The sequence below is a fragment of the Actinoplanes awajinensis subsp. mycoplanecinus genome, assembly GCF_001509495.1.
GTDB lineage: Bacteria > Actinomycetota > Actinomycetes > Mycobacteriales > Micromonosporaceae > Actinoplanes > Actinoplanes palleronii.
On the sequence record NZ_LLZH01000013.1, the window covers coordinates 329,017 to 346,180 of the forward strand.

Annotated in this window: 12 protein-coding genes and 1 pseudogene; 7 read left to right on the forward strand and 6 right to left on the reverse strand. The window is 69.1% G+C overall.

What is annotated here, in order from left to right; genetic code table 11:
• From ADL15_RS51035 to ADL15_RS04875, 3 genes and pseudogenes are all read left to right on the forward strand, one after another.
• Positions 1-2,013, forward strand: a complete 2,013-nt coding sequence (locus ADL15_RS51035; RefSeq protein ID WP_083970901.1) for a caspase, EACC1-associated type — start codon at positions 1-3, stop codon at positions 2,011-2,013.
• A gap of 182 nt (positions 2,014-2,195) precedes the next feature.
• Positions 2,196-2,927: pseudogene (locus tag ADL15_RS04870) on the forward strand (cytidylate kinase family protein); the annotation flags it as partial.
• Positions 2,928-2,957: 30 nt separating this feature from the next.
• Positions 2,958-3,524, forward strand: a complete 567-nt coding sequence (locus tag ADL15_RS04875) for a GNAT family N-acetyltransferase (protein WP_067685356.1) — start codon at positions 2,958-2,960, stop codon at positions 3,522-3,524.
• An 11-nt stretch (positions 3,525-3,535) separates the two neighbouring features.
• Here the strand turns inward: ADL15_RS04875 and ADL15_RS04880 are convergent, their stop codons facing one another.
• Positions 3,536-4,216, reverse strand: coding sequence for a hypothetical protein (locus tag ADL15_RS04880; protein ID WP_067685357.1), 681 nt, complete (start codon positions 4,214-4,216; stop codon positions 3,536-3,538).
• Between the two features lie 106 nt (positions 4,217-4,322).
• On the opposite strand from ADL15_RS04880, the gene ADL15_RS04885 reads away from it, so the two are divergent.
• Positions 4,323-5,090, forward strand: coding sequence for a ferritin-like domain-containing protein (locus ADL15_RS04885; RefSeq protein WP_198170534.1), 768 nt, complete (start codon positions 4,323-4,325; stop codon positions 5,088-5,090).
• On the opposite strand, the gene ADL15_RS04890 is transcribed toward ADL15_RS04885, so the two are convergent.
• Positions 5,032-6,507 (reverse strand): PLP-dependent cysteine synthase family protein, encoded by a 1,476-nt coding sequence (locus tag ADL15_RS04890; protein ID WP_067685410.1) that lies wholly within the window; start codon positions 6,505-6,507, stop codon positions 5,032-5,034. The two genes, ADL15_RS04885 and ADL15_RS04890, sit on opposite strands and share 59 nt — an antisense overlap.
• Positions 6,508-6,597: 90 nt before the next feature.
• Here ADL15_RS04890 and ADL15_RS04895 point away from each other — a divergent pair, with 90 nt between their 5' ends.
• The 3 genes from ADL15_RS04895 to ADL15_RS04905 all read left to right on the forward strand — a co-directional run bounded on the left by ADL15_RS04895 (position 6,598) and on the right by ADL15_RS04905 (position 11,715).
• The gene (locus ADL15_RS04895; protein WP_157441167.1) at positions 6,598-7,128 is read left to right on the forward strand and encodes a hypothetical protein; all 531 of its coding nucleotides are present in this window, start codon (positions 6,598-6,600) and stop codon (positions 7,126-7,128) included.
• Positions 7,129-7,161: 33 nt separating this feature from the next.
• On the forward strand, positions 7,162-8,118 hold the full coding sequence (locus tag ADL15_RS04900) for an SDR family NAD(P)-dependent oxidoreductase (protein WP_083970902.1): 957 nt from the start codon (positions 7,162-7,164) through the stop codon (positions 8,116-8,118).
• A 408-nt stretch (positions 8,119-8,526) separates the two neighbouring features.
• Positions 8,527-11,715: a glycoside hydrolase family 2 gene (locus ADL15_RS04905; protein ID WP_067685360.1), complete on the forward strand. Its 3,189-nt coding sequence runs from the start codon at positions 8,527-8,529 to the stop codon at positions 11,713-11,715.
• 33 nt (positions 11,716-11,748) lie between these two features.
• Here the strand turns inward: ADL15_RS04905 and ADL15_RS04910 are convergent, their stop codons facing one another.
• The 4 genes from ADL15_RS04910 to ADL15_RS04925 all read right to left on the reverse strand — a co-directional run bounded on the left by ADL15_RS04910 (position 11,749) and on the right by ADL15_RS04925 (position 16,736).
• Entirely contained in the window at positions 11,749-12,576 is an 828-nt protein-coding gene (locus ADL15_RS04910; RefSeq protein ID WP_157441168.1) for a serine hydrolase, read from the reverse strand.
• 69 nt (positions 12,577-12,645) lie between these two features.
• Complete coding sequence (locus ADL15_RS04915) at positions 12,646-13,713, reverse strand: PTS fructose transporter subunit IIC (protein WP_067685362.1); 1,068 nt, start codon at positions 13,711-13,713, stop codon at positions 12,646-12,648.
• A 13-nt stretch (positions 13,714-13,726) separates the two neighbouring features.
• Positions 13,727-15,001: an MFS transporter gene (locus ADL15_RS04920; RefSeq protein WP_198170536.1), complete on the reverse strand. Its 1,275-nt coding sequence runs from the start codon at positions 14,999-15,001 to the stop codon at positions 13,727-13,729.
• Positions 15,002-15,242: 241 nt separating this feature from the next.
• Complete coding sequence (locus ADL15_RS04925; protein ID WP_067685364.1) at positions 15,243-16,736, reverse strand: arabinofuranosidase catalytic domain-containing protein; 1,494 nt, start codon at positions 16,734-16,736, stop codon at positions 15,243-15,245.
• Positions 16,737-17,164: the final 428 nt, after the last annotated feature.

Consider the following 17,164-nt stretch of genomic DNA (forward strand, 5'->3'; position numbering starts at 1 on the left):
ATGCGGCTTCCTGAATTTTCGCGCTCACAGGCTGTCATATTCGGCACTGCAGAATACAAATCCGACAACCTTGAGAATTTGCATTCCGTAGCACGGAACGTGCAAGCGCTATATAACGTTCTGACCGACGCCAGGATTTCCGGATTCCCGCGTGATCATTGTATAACAGTGATAAACCCAAGAGTACCCAACGACATGCTACTCCCGCTGAAGAAGGCAGCGAAAAAGGCTGAAGATGCTCTACTGGTCTACTTTTCAGGCCATGGCCTGCTGGCCAGCAGACGGCATGAACTACATTTGGCACTCGCCGAAACAGAAACAGAAGATGACCAGTTCTGGACGAGCGTTCCATTCCGCGACCTGGAAGAAATCGTACTCGGTAGTTCTGCGGAAGCTAAGATTGTCATCCTCGACTGCTGCTACAGCGGACGTGCAGTGCGCTCAATGTCCGATCCGGTCACGGCTGCGGTCGAGCAGCTTGAAATAGAGGGACTGTACATCATCACCTCCTGTTCAGGCACTAAAACGTCGCTCGCCCCCGAGAACGACGAGTTCAGTGCATTCACCGGGTGCATGCTCGACGTCATGATGACCGGTGTGCCGCATCCGGAAAAGTACCTGCCCATGGACGTCCTCTACGAGTACGTCACAAAACGAATGTCAAGCCGAGGCTTCCAGAAGCCTCAGCAGCGAGCCGGAAACACTGCTGGCAAGCTTGCATTAGTGCGAAACATCTACATACCAGCATCACATGGATTTCCACCCGACGAAACGCCCCCGAGCGACCCGAGCGAGCAGTCCGCCGGGATCCGGATTTCTCGCTGGCGTGAGCACAGACGTTTCTCACCGCTGGACCTCGCGCAATTGTTGGGCCGCCCGGAGAGCTGGGTTCGTCAGGTCGAGAGCGGACAACTGCGACTTGACGAGATCGAACTGTCAACGGTGCTTCAAATATCCGATGCCCTGAGCATCGATCTTCCAACCCTCCTAGACAATGAGCCAGTCTATCGAGCTCGCGGGTTTTACTCGATCGACTACCTGGATACCCACGAGATCCGCTCTGCACTGGAAAGAGATTACCCGAGCAGCGCCATTGGTGCCGACAAACAAAATTTGAATCCAAATGAATTCACGACATTAGTCAATGACGCGTGGCGACTCCTTGACAACGCCGATTATGGCCTGCTTAGCTCTAATATTCCTCGGCTACTGAGGGACGTTCGTGCGCTCGAAACCGGGCCGGTCGACTTCCTTCGCATCGCACAACTTCGCAGCCAGATATACTTGATCAGTTCCTCAGTGTTACGCAAAGTCGGCGAACATGAGTTGAGTTGGCTCGCTGCGGATCGAGCCTCATCTCTAGCACTACAAATTGATGATTCTTTATTACTCGGCGCCACAATTGTCCGCGTGTCCGGCGCGCTCCTTTCTCTCGGCCGAGTACGTTCGGCCTTCGAGATATGCCTGGAGACTGTCGCAGAGCTCAGGTCCGCCAGTCATGAACGGATGCAGGCGCCGGACAGTGTTGCTATCCGCGGGGCGCTGTTACTCCAGGCAGCCATTATTGCCGCTCGCATGGGAGACGCGCCTTCCGTCCGCGATCTGCTCAAGGAAGCCGAGGACGCAGGGCGGCTGCTCGGCGGTGAAGCGAACCACTTTTGGACATCATTTGGACCTACCACCATAGAGGTTTACCGGGCGGCGGCCGCCGTGGAGCTCGGAGATGGTCGACTAGCACTCCAGGTCAACGAATCCTTGGGATCAAGAATAGATACACTTGCTCCATGCGCCCAAGGCAGTCATTTTCTGACAATTGCACGCGCCGCTCTTCAGTCAAGAGATTTGCCTCAGGCGATCGATATGCTTCTTGAAACCGATCGTCGCGTGCCATCCGAGATCATTTGCCGACCGGTTGCCCATGAAATAATAGCCGATGTTCTACGCCGGAGCCGGTCGGATATTCCTGCACGATTAATTGAGCTGGCTGATCACATAGGCCTCGCCGGGGCATGACAAATTCGCGTTACTTGCCGTCGAATCACCAATGATCGAGGAATATATTTATCATTCCGAACGTGCAAGATTATTCTGCGATTCTTGCTGAGATCCTCTTCTGGCGCTGTTCGCAAACGCACGGGGATGGCGGCTCGAGGGCACGCGACCGGGAACGGATGGTGGGCCGGTATGGTGAGGCGATGGCCTGGCCTCGCACGGTGGTCCTCAACGGTGATCTCGGCAGCGGCAAGACGACCGCGTCGGTGATGCTGGCCGAGCGGCTGGGGGTGCGGCGGGTCAGCGTCGGTGACCTCTACCGCCGGATGGCGGCGGAGCACGGCATGACGGCGCTGCAGTTCAACCTGCACTCGGAGCTGGACGACAAGATCGACCATCAGATCGACCAGCTGCAGCACGACATCGCCGCCTCCGGTCAGCGGCTGGTGGTCGACAGCCGGCTGGCCTGGTACTACTTCACCGACGCCCTCAAGGTTCACCTGATCACCGACCCGGTCGTGGCCGCCCGGCGGGTGCTGGCCCGGCCCGGTGACGCGGTGGAGCGCTATGACAGCGTCGAGGAGGCCCGGCGCCAGCTCGCCGAGCGCAGCGACAGTGAACGGCAGCGGTTCCTCGCGCGGTACGGCGTCGACAAGTCCGACCTGCGCAACTACGACCTGGTCTGCGACACCACCCGGGCGACCACCGAGCAGGTCGTCACCCGGATCGTCGAGATGCTCGGCAGGCCGCCCACCGCGTCACCGGCCACCGCGTGCCACCTCGATCCCCGCCGGGTCCGCCCGACCGCGGACACCGACGAGGCCGGCGAGATCACGGTGCGGCACCAGGCATCGGAGTTCGTCGCCGTGCGCGGGCACCGCCGCCTGACCGCCGCGGTCCACGCCGGCGAAACCCTGACCCCGATGCTCCTCGTCGAAGGCGCCTGACACCCCGACACTGAAGTCATGACGTTGACGACCCGGATGCTGTCACCGGAGACGTGGGACGACTTCGCCGCGCTGGTCGAGGCGAACAACGGGGTCTGGGGCGGCTGCTGGTGCATGGGCTTCCACCCGGAGGGCGTGGGCCCGGGGCGCACCCGCGAGGGCAACCGGCAGGCGAAGCTCGAGCACGTCAGGCGCGGGACCGTTCACCAGGTGCTCGTCTACGACGGCACACTCTGCGTCGGCTGGTGTCAGTTCGGTCCGCCGCCGGAGCTGCCCACCATCAAGAACCAGCGATCGTACGATCAGGGAGCCGCCGAACCACCGGACTGGCGGATCGGCTGCATCTTCACCAGTGCCAAGGAGCGGGGCAAGGGTGTCGCCGCCGCTGCCGTCGCGGCCGCGCTCGACGAGATCAGGCGGTCCGGCGGCGGCATCGTGGAGGCCTATCCGGAGCAGACCGAGGACCGCCCGCCGCAGCGAGGCGCCTACCTGCACACCGGCCCGGAGGAGCTCTACACCCGGCACGGCTTCACCCGGGTCCGCAAGATCGCCAAGTGGCGCTGGGTGATGCGCGTCCAGGTCTGATCGCGCTGTGGTCAGCCCCAATCCTCCGGCGCCTCGACGAGCTTGCAGCGGACGGCGTCCGAGATCAGCGAAGCGTCCTCGCCGAACGCGCCGCTGAGATCCCAGTACTCCTCGCTGAGCGCGTCGTCCTCCGGCTCCTCGTCCAGCCGGCCGAGCAGGTCGGTGAACCGGTCGAGGCCGAAGTAGGCGGCGGCCGTGCTGAACGCGGCGATCTGCTCGTCGGTGCAGGTGTCCAGCGGCCAGTGGACGCCGTTGGCCATCGCGCCGCCGTGGAACCACATCAGATACGACAGGTGCCGCAGACCCACCGGGCTCTCCGCGGACGACCACGGCTCGAGGTCGATACCGCGCTCCATGACGGCGTCGACCCGGTCCCGGTCGAGGTAGTCGCCGGCACCCCTGTGCCAGTCGAGGGCGTGCACCCAGCGGTGGTTCGCGGCGGGCGTGCGCAGGAACTCCAGGCCGCGGGCGCGGGGCAGGACGTTCGTGCCGGACTCGTCCAGGCGAAGCTGCCGGCCGCCCCGGTGCCGTTCCACCCGGCACTCGTCGGGACCGCTGACCCACACCAGCACGCCGTCGTGTTCGAAGACCGGTTTGGTCGCCGGATCAACGGCGGCGTAGGTCGCCTCGAGATCGGCGGCATCGATCACCCGCTGCCGTTCGCGAGCGAGGTACCACCGCAGTCTGATCACGTCGCCAGTCTGCCGGACCGGGGAAAACCGGCCGGGCCGGGGAGGTCGTGTGGAGGTTCCGTGCAGGGCCTTCCAGCGGCACCGGCCACGGGCCCAGGGTCGTGTCATGGACATTCACCAGCATCTCGCCATGTTCGAGGAACACGCTCGCCGCCGGGCCGCGCGGACCGAGCCGCAGCCGCTCGGCGGGCAGCTGCCGCCAGCGCTGATCCGCAGCGTCCAACGGTTCCAGGCCGGTGAGGACGGCGACGGCACCAGCCTGATCGCGGCGGCGACGCGCGCCGGCGACCCGGTCTATCTGGCCGCGATCCGGCTCTTCGTGGCCGAGGAGCAGAGCCACGCGGTCCGGCTGGCGAACGTGCTGCGCTACGCCGGGGCGGCCCCGATCAGCGGGCACTGGACCGACACCGTGTTCGTGCTCGTCCGCCGCGGTGGTGGCCTGCGGCTGGAGCTGCTCACGCTGATGCTGGCCGAGGTGGTGGCGTTGCGCTACTACCGGGCGCTGCGCGACGGGTCCGGCGACGACTACGTGGCCGACGTGGCCGGCCGGATCCTCGCCGACGAGGAACGGCACGTGCCGTTCCACCTCGACCGCCTGCGGCAGTGTTTCGCCGGGACCCCGCTCGCCGGCCGGGTCGCCGCGGCCGCCGGGTGGTGGGCACTGATGACCGGGGCGGCCCTGGTGGTCTCCCTCGACCACGGTGGCGCGCTGCGGGCGCTGGGGCTGAGCCGCCGGCGGTTCGTCGCCGACGTGCTGCGCCTGTTCCGCCCGATGGTCACGGCCGTCTTCGGCCAGCGGGCGGCCGCGGAGGATGTCAGTGAACGGCCGCTGCGGCGTCTCGGGAGGACGTTGCGGCCAGCGCACTACGAGTGATCACCCCGGTGATCCGGCCGTCGGTCAGGACCGCGACCCACGTGGCGGCTGCGGGCGTGCGTCCCAGAGCCTCGGCCGAGGACTCGCCGATGCCGACGGTCGGCAACGGAGGCTGGGCAACATCGGTCAAGAGGGCGCTCGGAGCGGCGTGGACGAGCGCGTCGAGCGGCACCGCCCCGACGACGTCACCGGGCGCCGGATCGGTCAGCGGACGGTCCCCGCGCGGCAGGACCACCAGCGCCACCGAAGCGACCGGCCGGCCGGTCACCTGGTCGGCCGGCCGAGCCGGCACCCGGGCGGCGGCCGGGAGATCCCGCACCCGGGCGGTGACCGGCAGCAGGACCGCGGCGCTGATCGGGATGTCCCCGACCAGCGGGCCGGGCGAGGCCGCGGACCCGGGTGCGGCGTGGGCTCCGGACCCGGGCGAGGCTGCGGCCAGGGAGCCACGTGCCACCGGCGCCGGGAAGCCGTTGCGGCGCAGCCAGCCGTCGTCGAAGTACTTGGACAGGTAGGCGCGGCCGGAATCCGGTGCGAGGACCACCACCAGCCCGTCCGGGCCCAGCTCACGGGCCACCCGCAGGGCCGCCACCACGGCCGTGCCGGTCGACGCGCCGACCAGCACGCCCTCCTCGCGGGCCAGCCGGCGGGTCATCTCGATGGACTCCCGGTCGCCGACCCGCTCGATCCGGTCGACGACGTGCGGGTGATACGACTCCGGCCACACGTCCTCGGCGGTCGCCGGGTGCACGTAGTGGCCGATGCTCTCCACGTAGTACGGGCTGCCGTCACCGCCGCCGTAGACCGAGTTCTCCGGGTCGGCGCCGACGATGGTCACCGGGCCCGCCGACCGCAGGAACGCTCCCGTGCCGCTGATCGTGCCGCCGGTGCCGACACCGGCCACGAAGTGGGTGACCCGGCGGCCGGTCTGCCGCCAGATCTCCGGGCCGGTGGTGGCCCGGTGCGCGCCCGGGTTGGCCGGGTTGTCGTACTGGCCGGCCAGCCAGCCGCCCGGCGTCTCGGCGGCGAGCCGGGCGGCGACCTGCGAGACGTGCCGCGGATCCTCGCGGGGCACACCGCCCACGGTGATCACCACCTCGGCGCCGTAGGCCCGCAGCGTCGCGACCTTCTCCGCGCTGCTCTTGTCCGGCACCACGACCAGTGCCCGGTAGCCGCGCTGTGCGGCGATCATGGCGAGGCCGATCCCGGTGTTGCCCGAGGTGCCCTCCACGATCACCCCGCCCGGGCGCAGCTCGCCGGACTCCTCGGCGGCCTCGACCATGGCCAGCGCGGCGCGGTCCTTGACGCTGCCCCCGGGGTTGAGGAACTCCGCCTTGAGATGGACTTCGGCGGCGATCCCGGCGGTGACCCGGGTGAGCCGGATCAGCGGCGTGTCGCCGATGGCATCGAGCACACTCATCGCCATAACCGAGCATACATATGGGATTTATATGCAATGCGGCTCCGGGGAACGCCCAGCAGCGCGTTACGGCTCAGGTGTGCCCGGGCGGTGCCGAAGCGGACAGCGGAGGCGCGCTTTGTTCTCACCAGCGAGCCGGCTGCTGGGCCGGCTGCGGTACGCGTTCCGGACCTGGACTCGTACTACGTGATGGACGCGCTGGTGTTCCGGCTGCCGCTGCTGCTGGACCAGGCCGGGCGGGCCGTCGACGAGACGGTCCTGGCGGTCGGCGGTAAGGCGGCCACGGCCCGCGCCGTGCAGCTGCACCTGGCCCGCGCCGCCGGCACCCTGGAAAGCACCCAGCAGGCGGTCGCCTCCGGGATGACCACCGCGCTGGCCACGACCTCGCGAACGCAGCTGACCGCGCTGCAGGACCTGATCGACGCCGAGTACTCCGCGACGGTGTCGCGGCACGTCTCGGCGACCTCGGCCGGCGCCGAGGAGATCGCCGGCGGGATCGGCTCGGTCACCGAGGAGGCCCGCCGGACCACGGCGGCGGCCGACACCACGGCCCGGTCGGCGCACGAACTGGCCGACGCCGCGACCCGGCTGCGCGACGTGGTGGCGACGTTCACGACCTAGGTTGGCGCGGGTCACCGCGGGTACAGCGTGGCCATGGATGCCACACCAGTAGTCGTGATCACCGGGGCTTCCAGCGGAATCGGGCGGGCGACGGCGCTGGCCTATGCCCGCACCGGCGCCAGGCTGATCCTCGCGGCCCGATCAGAATCGGACTTGGACACTGTTGCTGCGGACTGCCGGGCCGTCGGCGCGCAGGCGCGGGCGGTGGTCGCGGATGTCACCGACGCCGACGCGATGGAGGCGGTGGCCGAGGCCGCCTCTCACGCGTACGGCGGGATCGACGTCTGGGTGCACACCGCCGCGGTGATGGCGTACGGGAAGTTCGAGGACGTACCGGCCGAGGTGTTCGACCGGGTCGTCACCGTCGACCTGCTGGGCGCGGCCACCGTGGCACGGGTCGCGCTGCGCCGGTTCCGTGCGCGCGAGCGAGGCGTGCTGGTGCTCACCGGTTCGCTGCTGGGGACCGTGGTCACGCCGTTCACCAGCTCCTACGTCACCAGCAAGTGGGGGCTGCGCGGGCTGGCCCGGGCGCTGCGGCTGGAGACCCGGGACGCTCCCGGCATCCACGTCTGCCTGGTGTCGCCGGGCGCGGTGGACACCTCCATCTATCGCACCGCGGCCAACTTCGCCGGCCGCTTCGGCCAGCCCCCGCCGCCGGTCGACTCGCCGGAGAAGGTCGCCGCCGCGATCCTGCGCTGTGCCCGGCGCCCGCGCGGCGAGGTGTCGGTCGGCCTGGTCAACCCGCTGATCAGATTCGGCTTCGTGGCGCTGCCGGCGGTGTACGACGCCCTGGTGGTCCCGCTGATGAGCGTCGGCGGCCTGTCCCGCGAGCAGGTCGCCCCGCACGACGGCAACGTCTTCACCCCGATCGCGGTCCCGCCCAAGCCCGCCCCGGCCCACCGGCGCTCCCTCGCCGCCCCCGCCACCGGCCTCGCCCTGACCGCCGCCGCCGTGCTGACCTGGCGCGCCACCCGGCAGTCCCGCCCCTGACCCCTCGCCGGCTGGCGCTGACGGCTCCCTCCGGGTCGCCGAGACAGCCGTGAGCACCAGCCGAGGACCGCGACCGACCGGACCGCAGCGCCCGTCGCGGTCCGCCGGCTGGTCGTGAGGGGTGCCTCCGGCCCTCCGAGACACCCCCGAGAACCAGCCGAGGTCCGGGAGGCGCGCTGCGGCCTGGAGCGGCCGCGGTGGCGCGCGAGGCCACCACGGGACGTGGCTTGTAGCCTGCGGACGAGCGCTCCGTATTCGTACCGAAAAAGTATTAAGCGGGCGGTAAACGCCTGCCTTGACCCGGGATGTGCTTGCGAAAATGTCGAGTCCTGTTTCTTTTCGTTGACATCACACATGTAACTGGCTCAATGTGATCTCGTTACGTCGTTGTGCGAAGGGAAACACTCGATGCCGCGATCGCCCTGGAAGTCCCTGCTCACAGCAAGCCTGCTAGTCCTCGCTACCCTGGTGGCGCCCGCAGCCGCCCACGCAGAAGCACCCGCAGCAGCCGTCGTCGTGCACGGCCTCAAGGGTGAGTATTTCCGGATGTCGGCGCCGGGGGCTCGGGACTTCGCCGAGCTCGGCGGCGTCTCGCTGGACCCGAACGTCGACCTGCCGGACCTGACCGGCAGCTTCCAGTCGTTCCTCGGGCGCACCGAGCACACCACCGCCCGCTGGACCGGCAAGCTGACCGCGCCGGCCACCGGCGACTACACGTTCTTCATGATCGGCGACAACGGGTTCCGGTTCTTCATGGACGGGCAGCCGGTCATCGATCACTGGGTCGGTGACTGGGACGTCGAGCAGACCAGCGCCGCGGTGCACCTGACCGCCGGTGAGACGCACGACGTGCGCGTCGAGATGTTCCAGGACGTCGGCGGCGCGAACCTGTTCCTGCGCTGGTCGGCCGCCGGCCTCTCGAAGCAGCTCGTTCCGGAGAGCGCTTTCACGCCGCCGGACGGCTTCCAGGTCTTCCCGGCCGCGTTCGCGGTCGGTGCCGACGGCCGCAAGCTGACCGCCGAGTTCGACGCGCCGGTCACCGCGATCGGGCAGACCGCGGCGCACCTGGTGATCGAGGCGGACACCACGCCGATGCCGATCTCGTCGATCACGAAGAGCGGCACGCGGCTGACCGTCACCCTCGCCGAGCCGATCCAGGCCGGGCAGAAGGTGCGGGTCAACTACGACGGCGCCGGCGGCCTGATCGTCGGCGGGGAGACGGTCCCGCAGATCATCCGGTCCGCGACGAACGCCTCCACGCACCGCCTGACCACCCGGTGGGGCGACAAGGTCGACACCAGGCACCCGCTGCCGGAGTACCCGCGCCCGCAGCTGGTCCGCGACGACTGGGTGAACCTGAACGGCCCGTGGGAGTTCGCCGGCGCCGCCGCGGGTGAGCAGCCGGTCTTCGGCGCGAAGCTGGCCGAGAAGATCATCGTGCCGTTCCCGGTCGAGTCGCAGCTGTCCGGGCTGGAGCGCCGCGAATCGCACATGTTCTACCGCAAGCTGATCACCGTGCCGAAGGGCTGGAAGATCGGTTCCGGTCAGCGGCTCAAGCTCAACTTCGGCGCCGTCGACTACCAGGCCAAGGTCTACGTCAACGGCACCCTGGTCACCGAGCACACCGGCGGGTACACCGCGTTCACCGCGGACATCACCGGCGCGCTGGTCACGAAGGGCCAGCAGGAGATCCTGGTCGAGGTCACCGACGCGACCGGGGCGAACCAGCCCAAGGGCAAGCAGTCGCTGAACCCGGGCGGCATCGTCTACACCCCGTCGTCCGGCATCTGGCAGACGGTCTGGCTCGAGCCGGTCGCCGCCACCGGCATCACCGAGCTCGTCACCACCCCCGACCTGGCCACCAACGCACTGCGAGTGACCGTCAAGTCGGCCGCCACCGGCGCGAAGGTCACCGCGGTCGCGCGGGACAAGAAGGGTCACAAGGTCGGCTCGGTCACCGGCGCCGCGAACACCGAGCTGCGGATCCCGATCGCCAAGCCGCACCTGTGGAGCCCGGACGACCCTTATCTGTACGACCTGGACGTCACGCTCGGCAAGGACGAGGTGGGCAGCTACTTCGGCATGCGCTCGATCGCCGTGCAGACCGTGGCCGGCTTCCCGAAGCTCGTCCTCAACGGCAAGCCGATCTTCTCGCTGGCCACCCTGGACCAGGGCTTCTTCCCGGACGGCCTCTACACCGCACCGAGTGACGCGGCGCTGCGCTTCGACCTGGTCGAGACGAAGAAGCTCGGTTTCAACGCGGTCCGCAAGCACATCAAGGTGGAACCGGCCCGCTGGTACCGGCACGCCGACGAGCTGGGCCTGCTGGTCTGGCAGGACTTCGTCTCGGCCGACATCACGAACACGACCGGTCAGCAGGCCTGGTACGACCAGGGCCGGCAGATGATGGATCAGCTGCACAACGCCCCGTCGGTGATCGGCTGGGTGGTGTTCAACGAGGGCTGGGGCGAGTGGGACCGCACCGAGACCGGCCGGATCACCGAGCGGGTCAAGGCCGCCGACCCGTCCCGGATCGTGAACGCGCACAGCGGCGTGAACTGCTGCGCGTCGAAGGGCGACTCCGGCAAGGGCGACGTCATCGACCACCACGACTACAACAACACCGATCCGGCGTACCCGGACGCGACCCGGATCGCGATGGACGGCGAGCACGGCGGCTTCACCCTGCGCACCCCGGGCCACATGTGGCCGGGCACGCCCGCGGTGATCTACAGCGGGGTCGCCGACAAGGCCGCGCTGACCGCCAAGTACGTCGACAACACCGAGCGGTTCTACCTGGAAGCCGCCGGAGCGGAGCTGTCCGGTTCGGTATACACCCAGATCACCGACCTGGAGACCGAGCTCAACGGCCTGTGGACGTACGACCGCCGGGAGATCAAGGTCGACCCGGCGCCGGTCCGGGCGATCAACCTCAAGGTGATCGCGGCCGGTGCCGCCGCCGCCCAGCAGCCCCCGCCGCCGGGCCACGGCGACTGGAGCCTGGACGAGGGCACCGGCACCACCGCGAAGGACAGCGGCGGGACCAGCGACCTCACCCTGGCCGGCAACACCACGTGGACGCCGGGCGTGTCCGGTTCCGCGCTGACGTTCGACGGTGACGGCGACTACGCCGACACCACGTCCCCGGTCGTCGACACCACCCGCGACTACTCGATCGCGTCGTGGGTGACGCTCGACAGGCTGCCCGGCAACTACGCCACCGTGGTCAGCCAGGACGGCCGCACCACCGAGAACCCGTTCTACCTGCAGTACGGCCAGGGCGCCTTCGCGTTCAGCACCCCGGGTGGCAACCGCGCCCGGCTGGCTGTGACGCCCGAGCTGAACCGGTGGTACCACCTGGTCGGCGTGCGCGACCACACCACCGGCGAGGTCCGGCTGTTCCTCGACGGCAAGCGGGTCGCGGCCACCACGGCCGGGCCGGACGTGGTGAGCACCGGGCCGCTGTCGGTGGGCCGGGCCAAGTACGCCGGCAACAAGACCGACTACTGGTCCGGGTCGATCGATCAGGTGCACGCGTTCAACCGCGCGCTGACCGACGACGAGGTCGCGGCGTTGTACACCGCCGAAGTCCGCTGATGCTCTGAGCGGTGGCCCCACCCGGGCCACCGCTCAGTACTTCAGGTTCTCCCGCGTCGCCGCGGCGACCTTCTCCACCAGCGCGATCCCGTCCTTCAGGCTCTTGTCACCGTGCGAGAGCACCACGATCGACACGTTGGTCTCCCGGTCCTCCGAGACGATCCGGCCCAGCGAGTTGACCACCCACAGGTTGTGGTCGTCGCTGCGGGTGTCCCAGCCGTTCTTGACCGGCGCGTGCTCCCCCTGCTTGGCGACCGACGGCACACCCCAGTTCTGGTCGTCGTTCACCGTCTCCATCAGGTCGAAGATCAGCTGCCGGTGGTCGACGGTGAGCTCGCTGCCCGAGTCGACCAGGTTGCCGAGCAGCCGGGCCTGGTCGTCGGCGGTGGTCGAGGTCAGCCCCCACGCCTTGTCGACGGTCGTCTCCTTGAGCCCCAGGCGCTTGTTGCACGCGGTCAGCCCGTCCACCTCGCCGACCTCGGTGAACAGCGCCGTGGTGGCGTCGTTGTCACTGGCCTGGATCATGCGCTTGGCCCGCGCGGTCTCCTGCGCGGTCAGCTCGCGCTTCTCGTCCTGGGCGTGCAGCAGCACGCAGGCCAGCACCGAGACCTTCACCGCGCTGGCGGTGTCGAAGCGCTCCGAGCCACGGTAGGAGAAGTCCCGGTCGTTCGCCTTGTCGAGCACCGCGACCGCGAAGTCCGGCGAGGTCAGGGCGATCGCGTCGAGGGCGTTGGTGAGCTGCTTCTCCTGCCGGGAGGCGGCGTTCAACCCCGGAATCTTCCCGAAGAAGGCGAGCCCGGCCACCACGACGACGACCATGACGACAGCCGCACCCGGAATCAGGAATCTGCTACGCGACATCGGCACTACCTCTTCCTCGCCGGCGGGGGGGGTGCCGGCTGATCCGAGCTTTCTAGCGCATCATCGATGTCATCGGCCACCCAGGGACGCTGCCCGGTCGGTCACATTCCGGTCCCGGTCTCGTCCGCCTCCGCGGCTCAGCAGCAGACCGCCGGCCGCCAGCGTCGCGCCGAGCGCGAGCGATCCGAGCAGGCCGATCAGGTGGCCGGCGCTGAGCAGGGCGAACACGCCGCCGTGCGGAGCGGTCAGGGTGGCGCCGGCGAGCATGCTGCCGGTCGCCGCGACCATGCCGCCGAGCATCAGGCTGGGGATCACCACCATCGGGCGGATGGCGGCGAACGGGATCGCGCCCTCGCTGATGAACAGGGCGCCGAGGACCCCGGCGGAGCGGCCGTCGCGGCGTTCGGCGGGGGTGTAGGCGGAGGGCCGCACGACGGTGGCGAACCAGCAGGCCAGCGGGGCGGACATCCCGGCGACCATCACGGCGGCCATCAGGGCGAGCGGGCGGCCGCCGATCAGCCCGGCGCCGTGGATGCCGGCGCCGGCCTGACCTGCGCCGCTCACCCCGGTGATCGCGAACAGGTAGGCCGCTTTGTTCAGCGGACCGCCCAGATCAGCAACGGTCATCGCGCCGAGCGCGGCGGCGAGCAGCACTGCGGAGACCCCGTTCAACCCGTCCAGCCACCCGCCGAACACCCGCATGAACGACGCCAGCGGCGGGCCGATCACGGCGAGCATCGCTCCCCCGCTGATCAGCGTGGCCACCAGCGGCACGAGCAGGAAGGCGGCCAGCCCCCGCAACCACTCCGGCAGCGGCACCCGGCCCAGCTGCTGTGCCAGGATCCCGGCCAGGACACCGCCGATCAGGCCGCCCAGGAAGCCGGCGCCGGTCACGGTCGCGGCCAGGCCGGCGGTGAGTCCCGGCATCAGGCCTGGGCGGCCGGCGATCGCGAAGGATATGTAGCCGGCCAGCACCGGCGCGAGCAGGTAGAGAGCGAGGGAGCCGAGCGTGAACACCAGCGGGGCGGACCCGCCGAGCATCAGGCCGAGCGCTTGCAGCAGACCGCCGACCACCACGAACGGGATCATGTGACTGACCCCGATCAGGACGGAACGGCGCAGGTCGAGCGAGGGCATGCGGCACTCCCGGTCAGGACTGGTCGAGCAACAGATAGAGGGACTTGCTGTGGTTCTGCGCGGCGACTTCGACCCGCTCCGCGATCGGCTGCAGCCGGGCCCTCGCCTGCGCGCGCAGCACCGAGGCCACCGAGCCGGCGCCGTCCAGGCGGTGATCGACCACCAGCGCCAGCACCGCGGCCACCACGGCGAGCGCCGACACGCTCGTCAGCGCGAACGGCAACCCCCGCTCGCCCGCCAGCAACCCGATGATCGGCGGCCCACCCAGCAGCCCGGTGTACCCGACGCTGGACGCCCGGGCCACCCCGCGCGCCCCGCCCAGCAACCCCGCTTTCGCGATCGCCAGCGGGAACACGTTGGCCAGCCCGAACCCGACCAGCACAAACCCGGCCAGCGCCAGAAACGGCGACGGCGCCGCCGCCCCGACCAGCATCCCCACCGCCGCGAGCAGCGCTCCCGAGGTCAGCACGACGGTGTCGCCGTACCGGACGATCAGGCTCCGCCCGCGCAGGCGCGCACACGCCATGGCCAGTGAGAACACGGCGTAACCGGCACCGGCCACCATCGGCGTCGCGTGCAGGTCCTCGCGCAGGTGCAGCGACGCCCAGTCGGTCAGCGCCCCCTCGGCGAACGCGGTACACCCGGCGATCAGTCCCAGCACCACGATGACCGGCGCGGCCCCGGACGCCGTGGGCCGCTCCCGGCTCGGCACCGGCGCGGGCTCCCCGTGAACGAACCCCGCCAGCGCAGGCGCGATCACCACGCTGACCCCCAGCCCCAGCACCCCGACGACCAGCAGGTGCCACCCCGCCGGCATCACCGTCGAGGCCACCCCGCCGACCAGCGCCCCGCCCAGCCCACCGAAGCTGAACCCGGCATGCAGCGTCGACATCACCGGCCGCCCCACCGCCTGCTGCACCTGCACCCCGAGGCTGTTGGCCGCCACGTTCGCCAGCCCGGTCGCCGCCCCGAACAGCAGCAGCGCCACGCACAGCGACCCCATCGAGCCGGCCAGCCCGGGCAGCACCACGGCGACGCTCGCCGCCACCGCGCCCGCGGCACTGACCCGTCCCGCTCCCCACCGGGCACACAGCCCACCGGCGGTCTGCATGCTGACCAGCGCACCCGCCGAGATGCAGAACAGTGCCACGCCGAGCGCGGAGTGGCCGGCACCGACCTGGGCGCTGACGTCCGGCACCCGGGCGGCCCAGCTCCCGAAGACCGCGCCGACCAGCGCGAACAATACAAAAACGGCCGCGAGCGGGTCGCGTACACGGGCAGCCTGCACGGCACATTCCTTAAAAGGGATAAACGCGGAATTCGCTGACTACATTCAACGTCCAGCCTGGGAGCACCGCGCTCGACTCTCCAAAGAATCCGCCAGTGACCTGCAATACACGCCCCTGAGCAGGGGACTTTCCACGACCGGGCATGACGCGGCTAACAATTTTCCGATTCGCCGACAACAGCGGCGGGGCCGCCGAAAGATCAGCGGCCCCGCACTTGTTTCGCCCTTATTTCAGTACACCCTAAGCAGCGATCGACCAGAGCTGGCAGGTGTTGTTGAGCCACATCCAGAGCCGGGCCGGTGTGCCGTTGGCGGTGCCGCAGTCCTGGTCGTCGAGGACCATGCCGCTGTTCTCCACGACCAGCTCGTAGCGTCCGTTGCCCGCCGGGATCACCGCCCACTGCTGGCACAGGTTGCCCAGCGACTGCCACAGCTCGACCGCCGTGCCCAGCGCCAGCCCGCAGTTGGTCGCGTCGAGCACCTTGTTCGCGTTCACGTTGGTGATCGTCCACTTGTTCGCGCCGACATTGGTGAACTTCCACTGCTGGCAGGTGTTGCCCAGCGACTGCCACTGGTCGATCGCGGTGCCGTTGGCGGTGCCGCAGTTGACCGCGTCGAGCACCTTGCCGCTCTGCAGGTTGGTCAGCCGGTAGGTGGCGCCGTTGACCGGGAACGTGACGCTCTTGGTGTAGCCGACCGAGACGATGTTGGACTGCACCGAGTTCTCGGTGGCGTCGGTCGGGTAGCCGCTGGTCATCACGCCCTCGAAGAACGAACCGACCGAGCCGTTGCTGTTGTCCCCGCCGATACCCAGGATGATCGCGCCCTGCTTGGTCATCGGCTTGTACCCGGCCTGGGTCGGCAGCCCGCCGTTGTACCGGGTGGCCAGGCCACCGGACTGGGCGTTGCCGTCCTTGATCGCGTAGGTCGTCGTGCCGTTGTTCTTCAGCACCGCGGTCACGAACGCGCTGTTGCGGCCGGTGTTCGCGGTGTTCGAGCCGTTGCCGCCGGCGAACAGGCCGTTCTCCAGGTCGGCGGCGACCCGCGGGCCGGCCGCGCACGGCGAGAACCAGCACAGGTTGCCGAAGTAAATCGCGTCCATGTCACCGTTGCCGGTGTCGTTGTTGTTCGTCTCGGCGTTGCCGTAGTCGAAACAGCACCGGTCGTTGACGTGCGTGCCCTCGGTGACCATGTACATCCCCTCCGGCTGGCTGCCGGTGGCGATCCCGTTCGTGGCGTTGTTGCGGTAGCCGTTGCCGGCCGAGATGTAGACCCCGTAGACCTTGTGGCCACCCGCGGTGACCGGCAGCGCGGCCGCGTTCGAGCCCTGGTCCGCGGTCGGGTTCGCACCGCCGCCGGGCGCGATCGTCAGGTCGTTGTGCCGGGTCGTCTGGTCGTAGATCCGCACGATCGTGCAGTAGGTGCCGGAGCAGAACGAGTCCTGCGTGGCCGCGTTCGCGTACCCGCCGGCGCTGAGCGTGCCGACGTTCGTGGTCGCGCCGTCCGACCAGCGCCGGACCTGGTAGAGCGACCCGCTGTAGGCCCCGAAGAGCGCGCGGGTGGTGCTGTGCGCGGCGACGCACGGTGTGCCGCCGCTGGCGTAGATGTCGCAGGGCAGGGTGCCGGCCGCGGCGGCCGGACCGGTCGCGGCGACCAGGGTGGTGGCGACGACGATCGCGGACGCGGCGACGGCGAGCGCTTTGCGCCAGAGGGAGCGTTCGAGACGGGGAACCATGGCGTGACCTCTCGATTCCGGGCAGGGGACGAACCCGCGGGGATGGAAATCGATGATTGTTAGCGCTCACAGTTCTAACCGCCGTGTTTCACGCTTGTCAATGGGTCGTTTCGCCGCCCGGACCGGGGTCAACCCCACCATCAAGATCAAATTCATGAGGTCGTGCGTCCGCCGGGGTGCAGACCGCCGCTCCCGCCGGGACCCCTGCGGGCTTCGCAGGCCGCTGGCGCGGCCAGAACGCGAAACCCTCCGGGGCGATGCCCGTGCCCACTAGCGGTCACCCCCTGTTAGCGCTCGCCTGACCCGGGCCGGGTCAGCGCCGTGACAGTGACTCAAGAGTGAATTGAGAGAGGTGGGCGGAAGTATGGGTCTCGCCGGGCGGGGCGTGACGCCCCAAGCAGTCGCCCCGCCCGGCCCCGAGTCGCCCG

Bases quoted from the DNA above. Each gene is read 5' to 3' on its own strand.
- ADL15_RS04875 (WP_067685356.1), top strand. From the start codon at position 2,958: ATGACGTTGACGACCCGGATGCTGTCACCGGAGACGTGGGACGACTTC.
- ADL15_RS04910 (WP_157441168.1), bottom strand. From the start codon at position 12,576: ATGTCGCGTAGCAGATTCCTGATTCCGGGTGCGGCTGTCGTCATGGTC.
- ADL15_RS04905 (WP_067685360.1), top strand. From the start codon at position 8,527: ATGCCGCGATCGCCCTGGAAGTCCCTGCTCACAGCAAGCCTGCTAGTC.
- ADL15_RS04915 (WP_067685362.1), bottom strand. From the start codon at position 13,713: ATGCCCTCGCTCGACCTGCGCCGTTCCGTCCTGATCGGGGTCAGTCAC.
- ADL15_RS04890 (WP_067685410.1), bottom strand. From the start codon at position 6,507: ATGAGTGTGCTCGATGCCATCGGCGACACGCCGCTGATCCGGCTCACC.
- ADL15_RS04900 (WP_083970902.1), top strand. From the start codon at position 7,162: ATGGATGCCACACCAGTAGTCGTGATCACCGGGGCTTCCAGCGGAATC.
- ADL15_RS04925 (WP_067685364.1), bottom strand. From the start codon at position 16,736: ATGGTTCCCCGTCTCGAACGCTCCCTCTGGCGCAAAGCGCTCGCCGTC.
- ADL15_RS51035 (WP_083970901.1), top strand. From the start codon at position 1: ATGCGGCTTCCTGAATTTTCGCGCTCACAGGCTGTCATATTCGGCACT.
- ADL15_RS04885 (WP_198170534.1), top strand. From the start codon at position 4,323: ATGGACATTCACCAGCATCTCGCCATGTTCGAGGAACACGCTCGCCGC.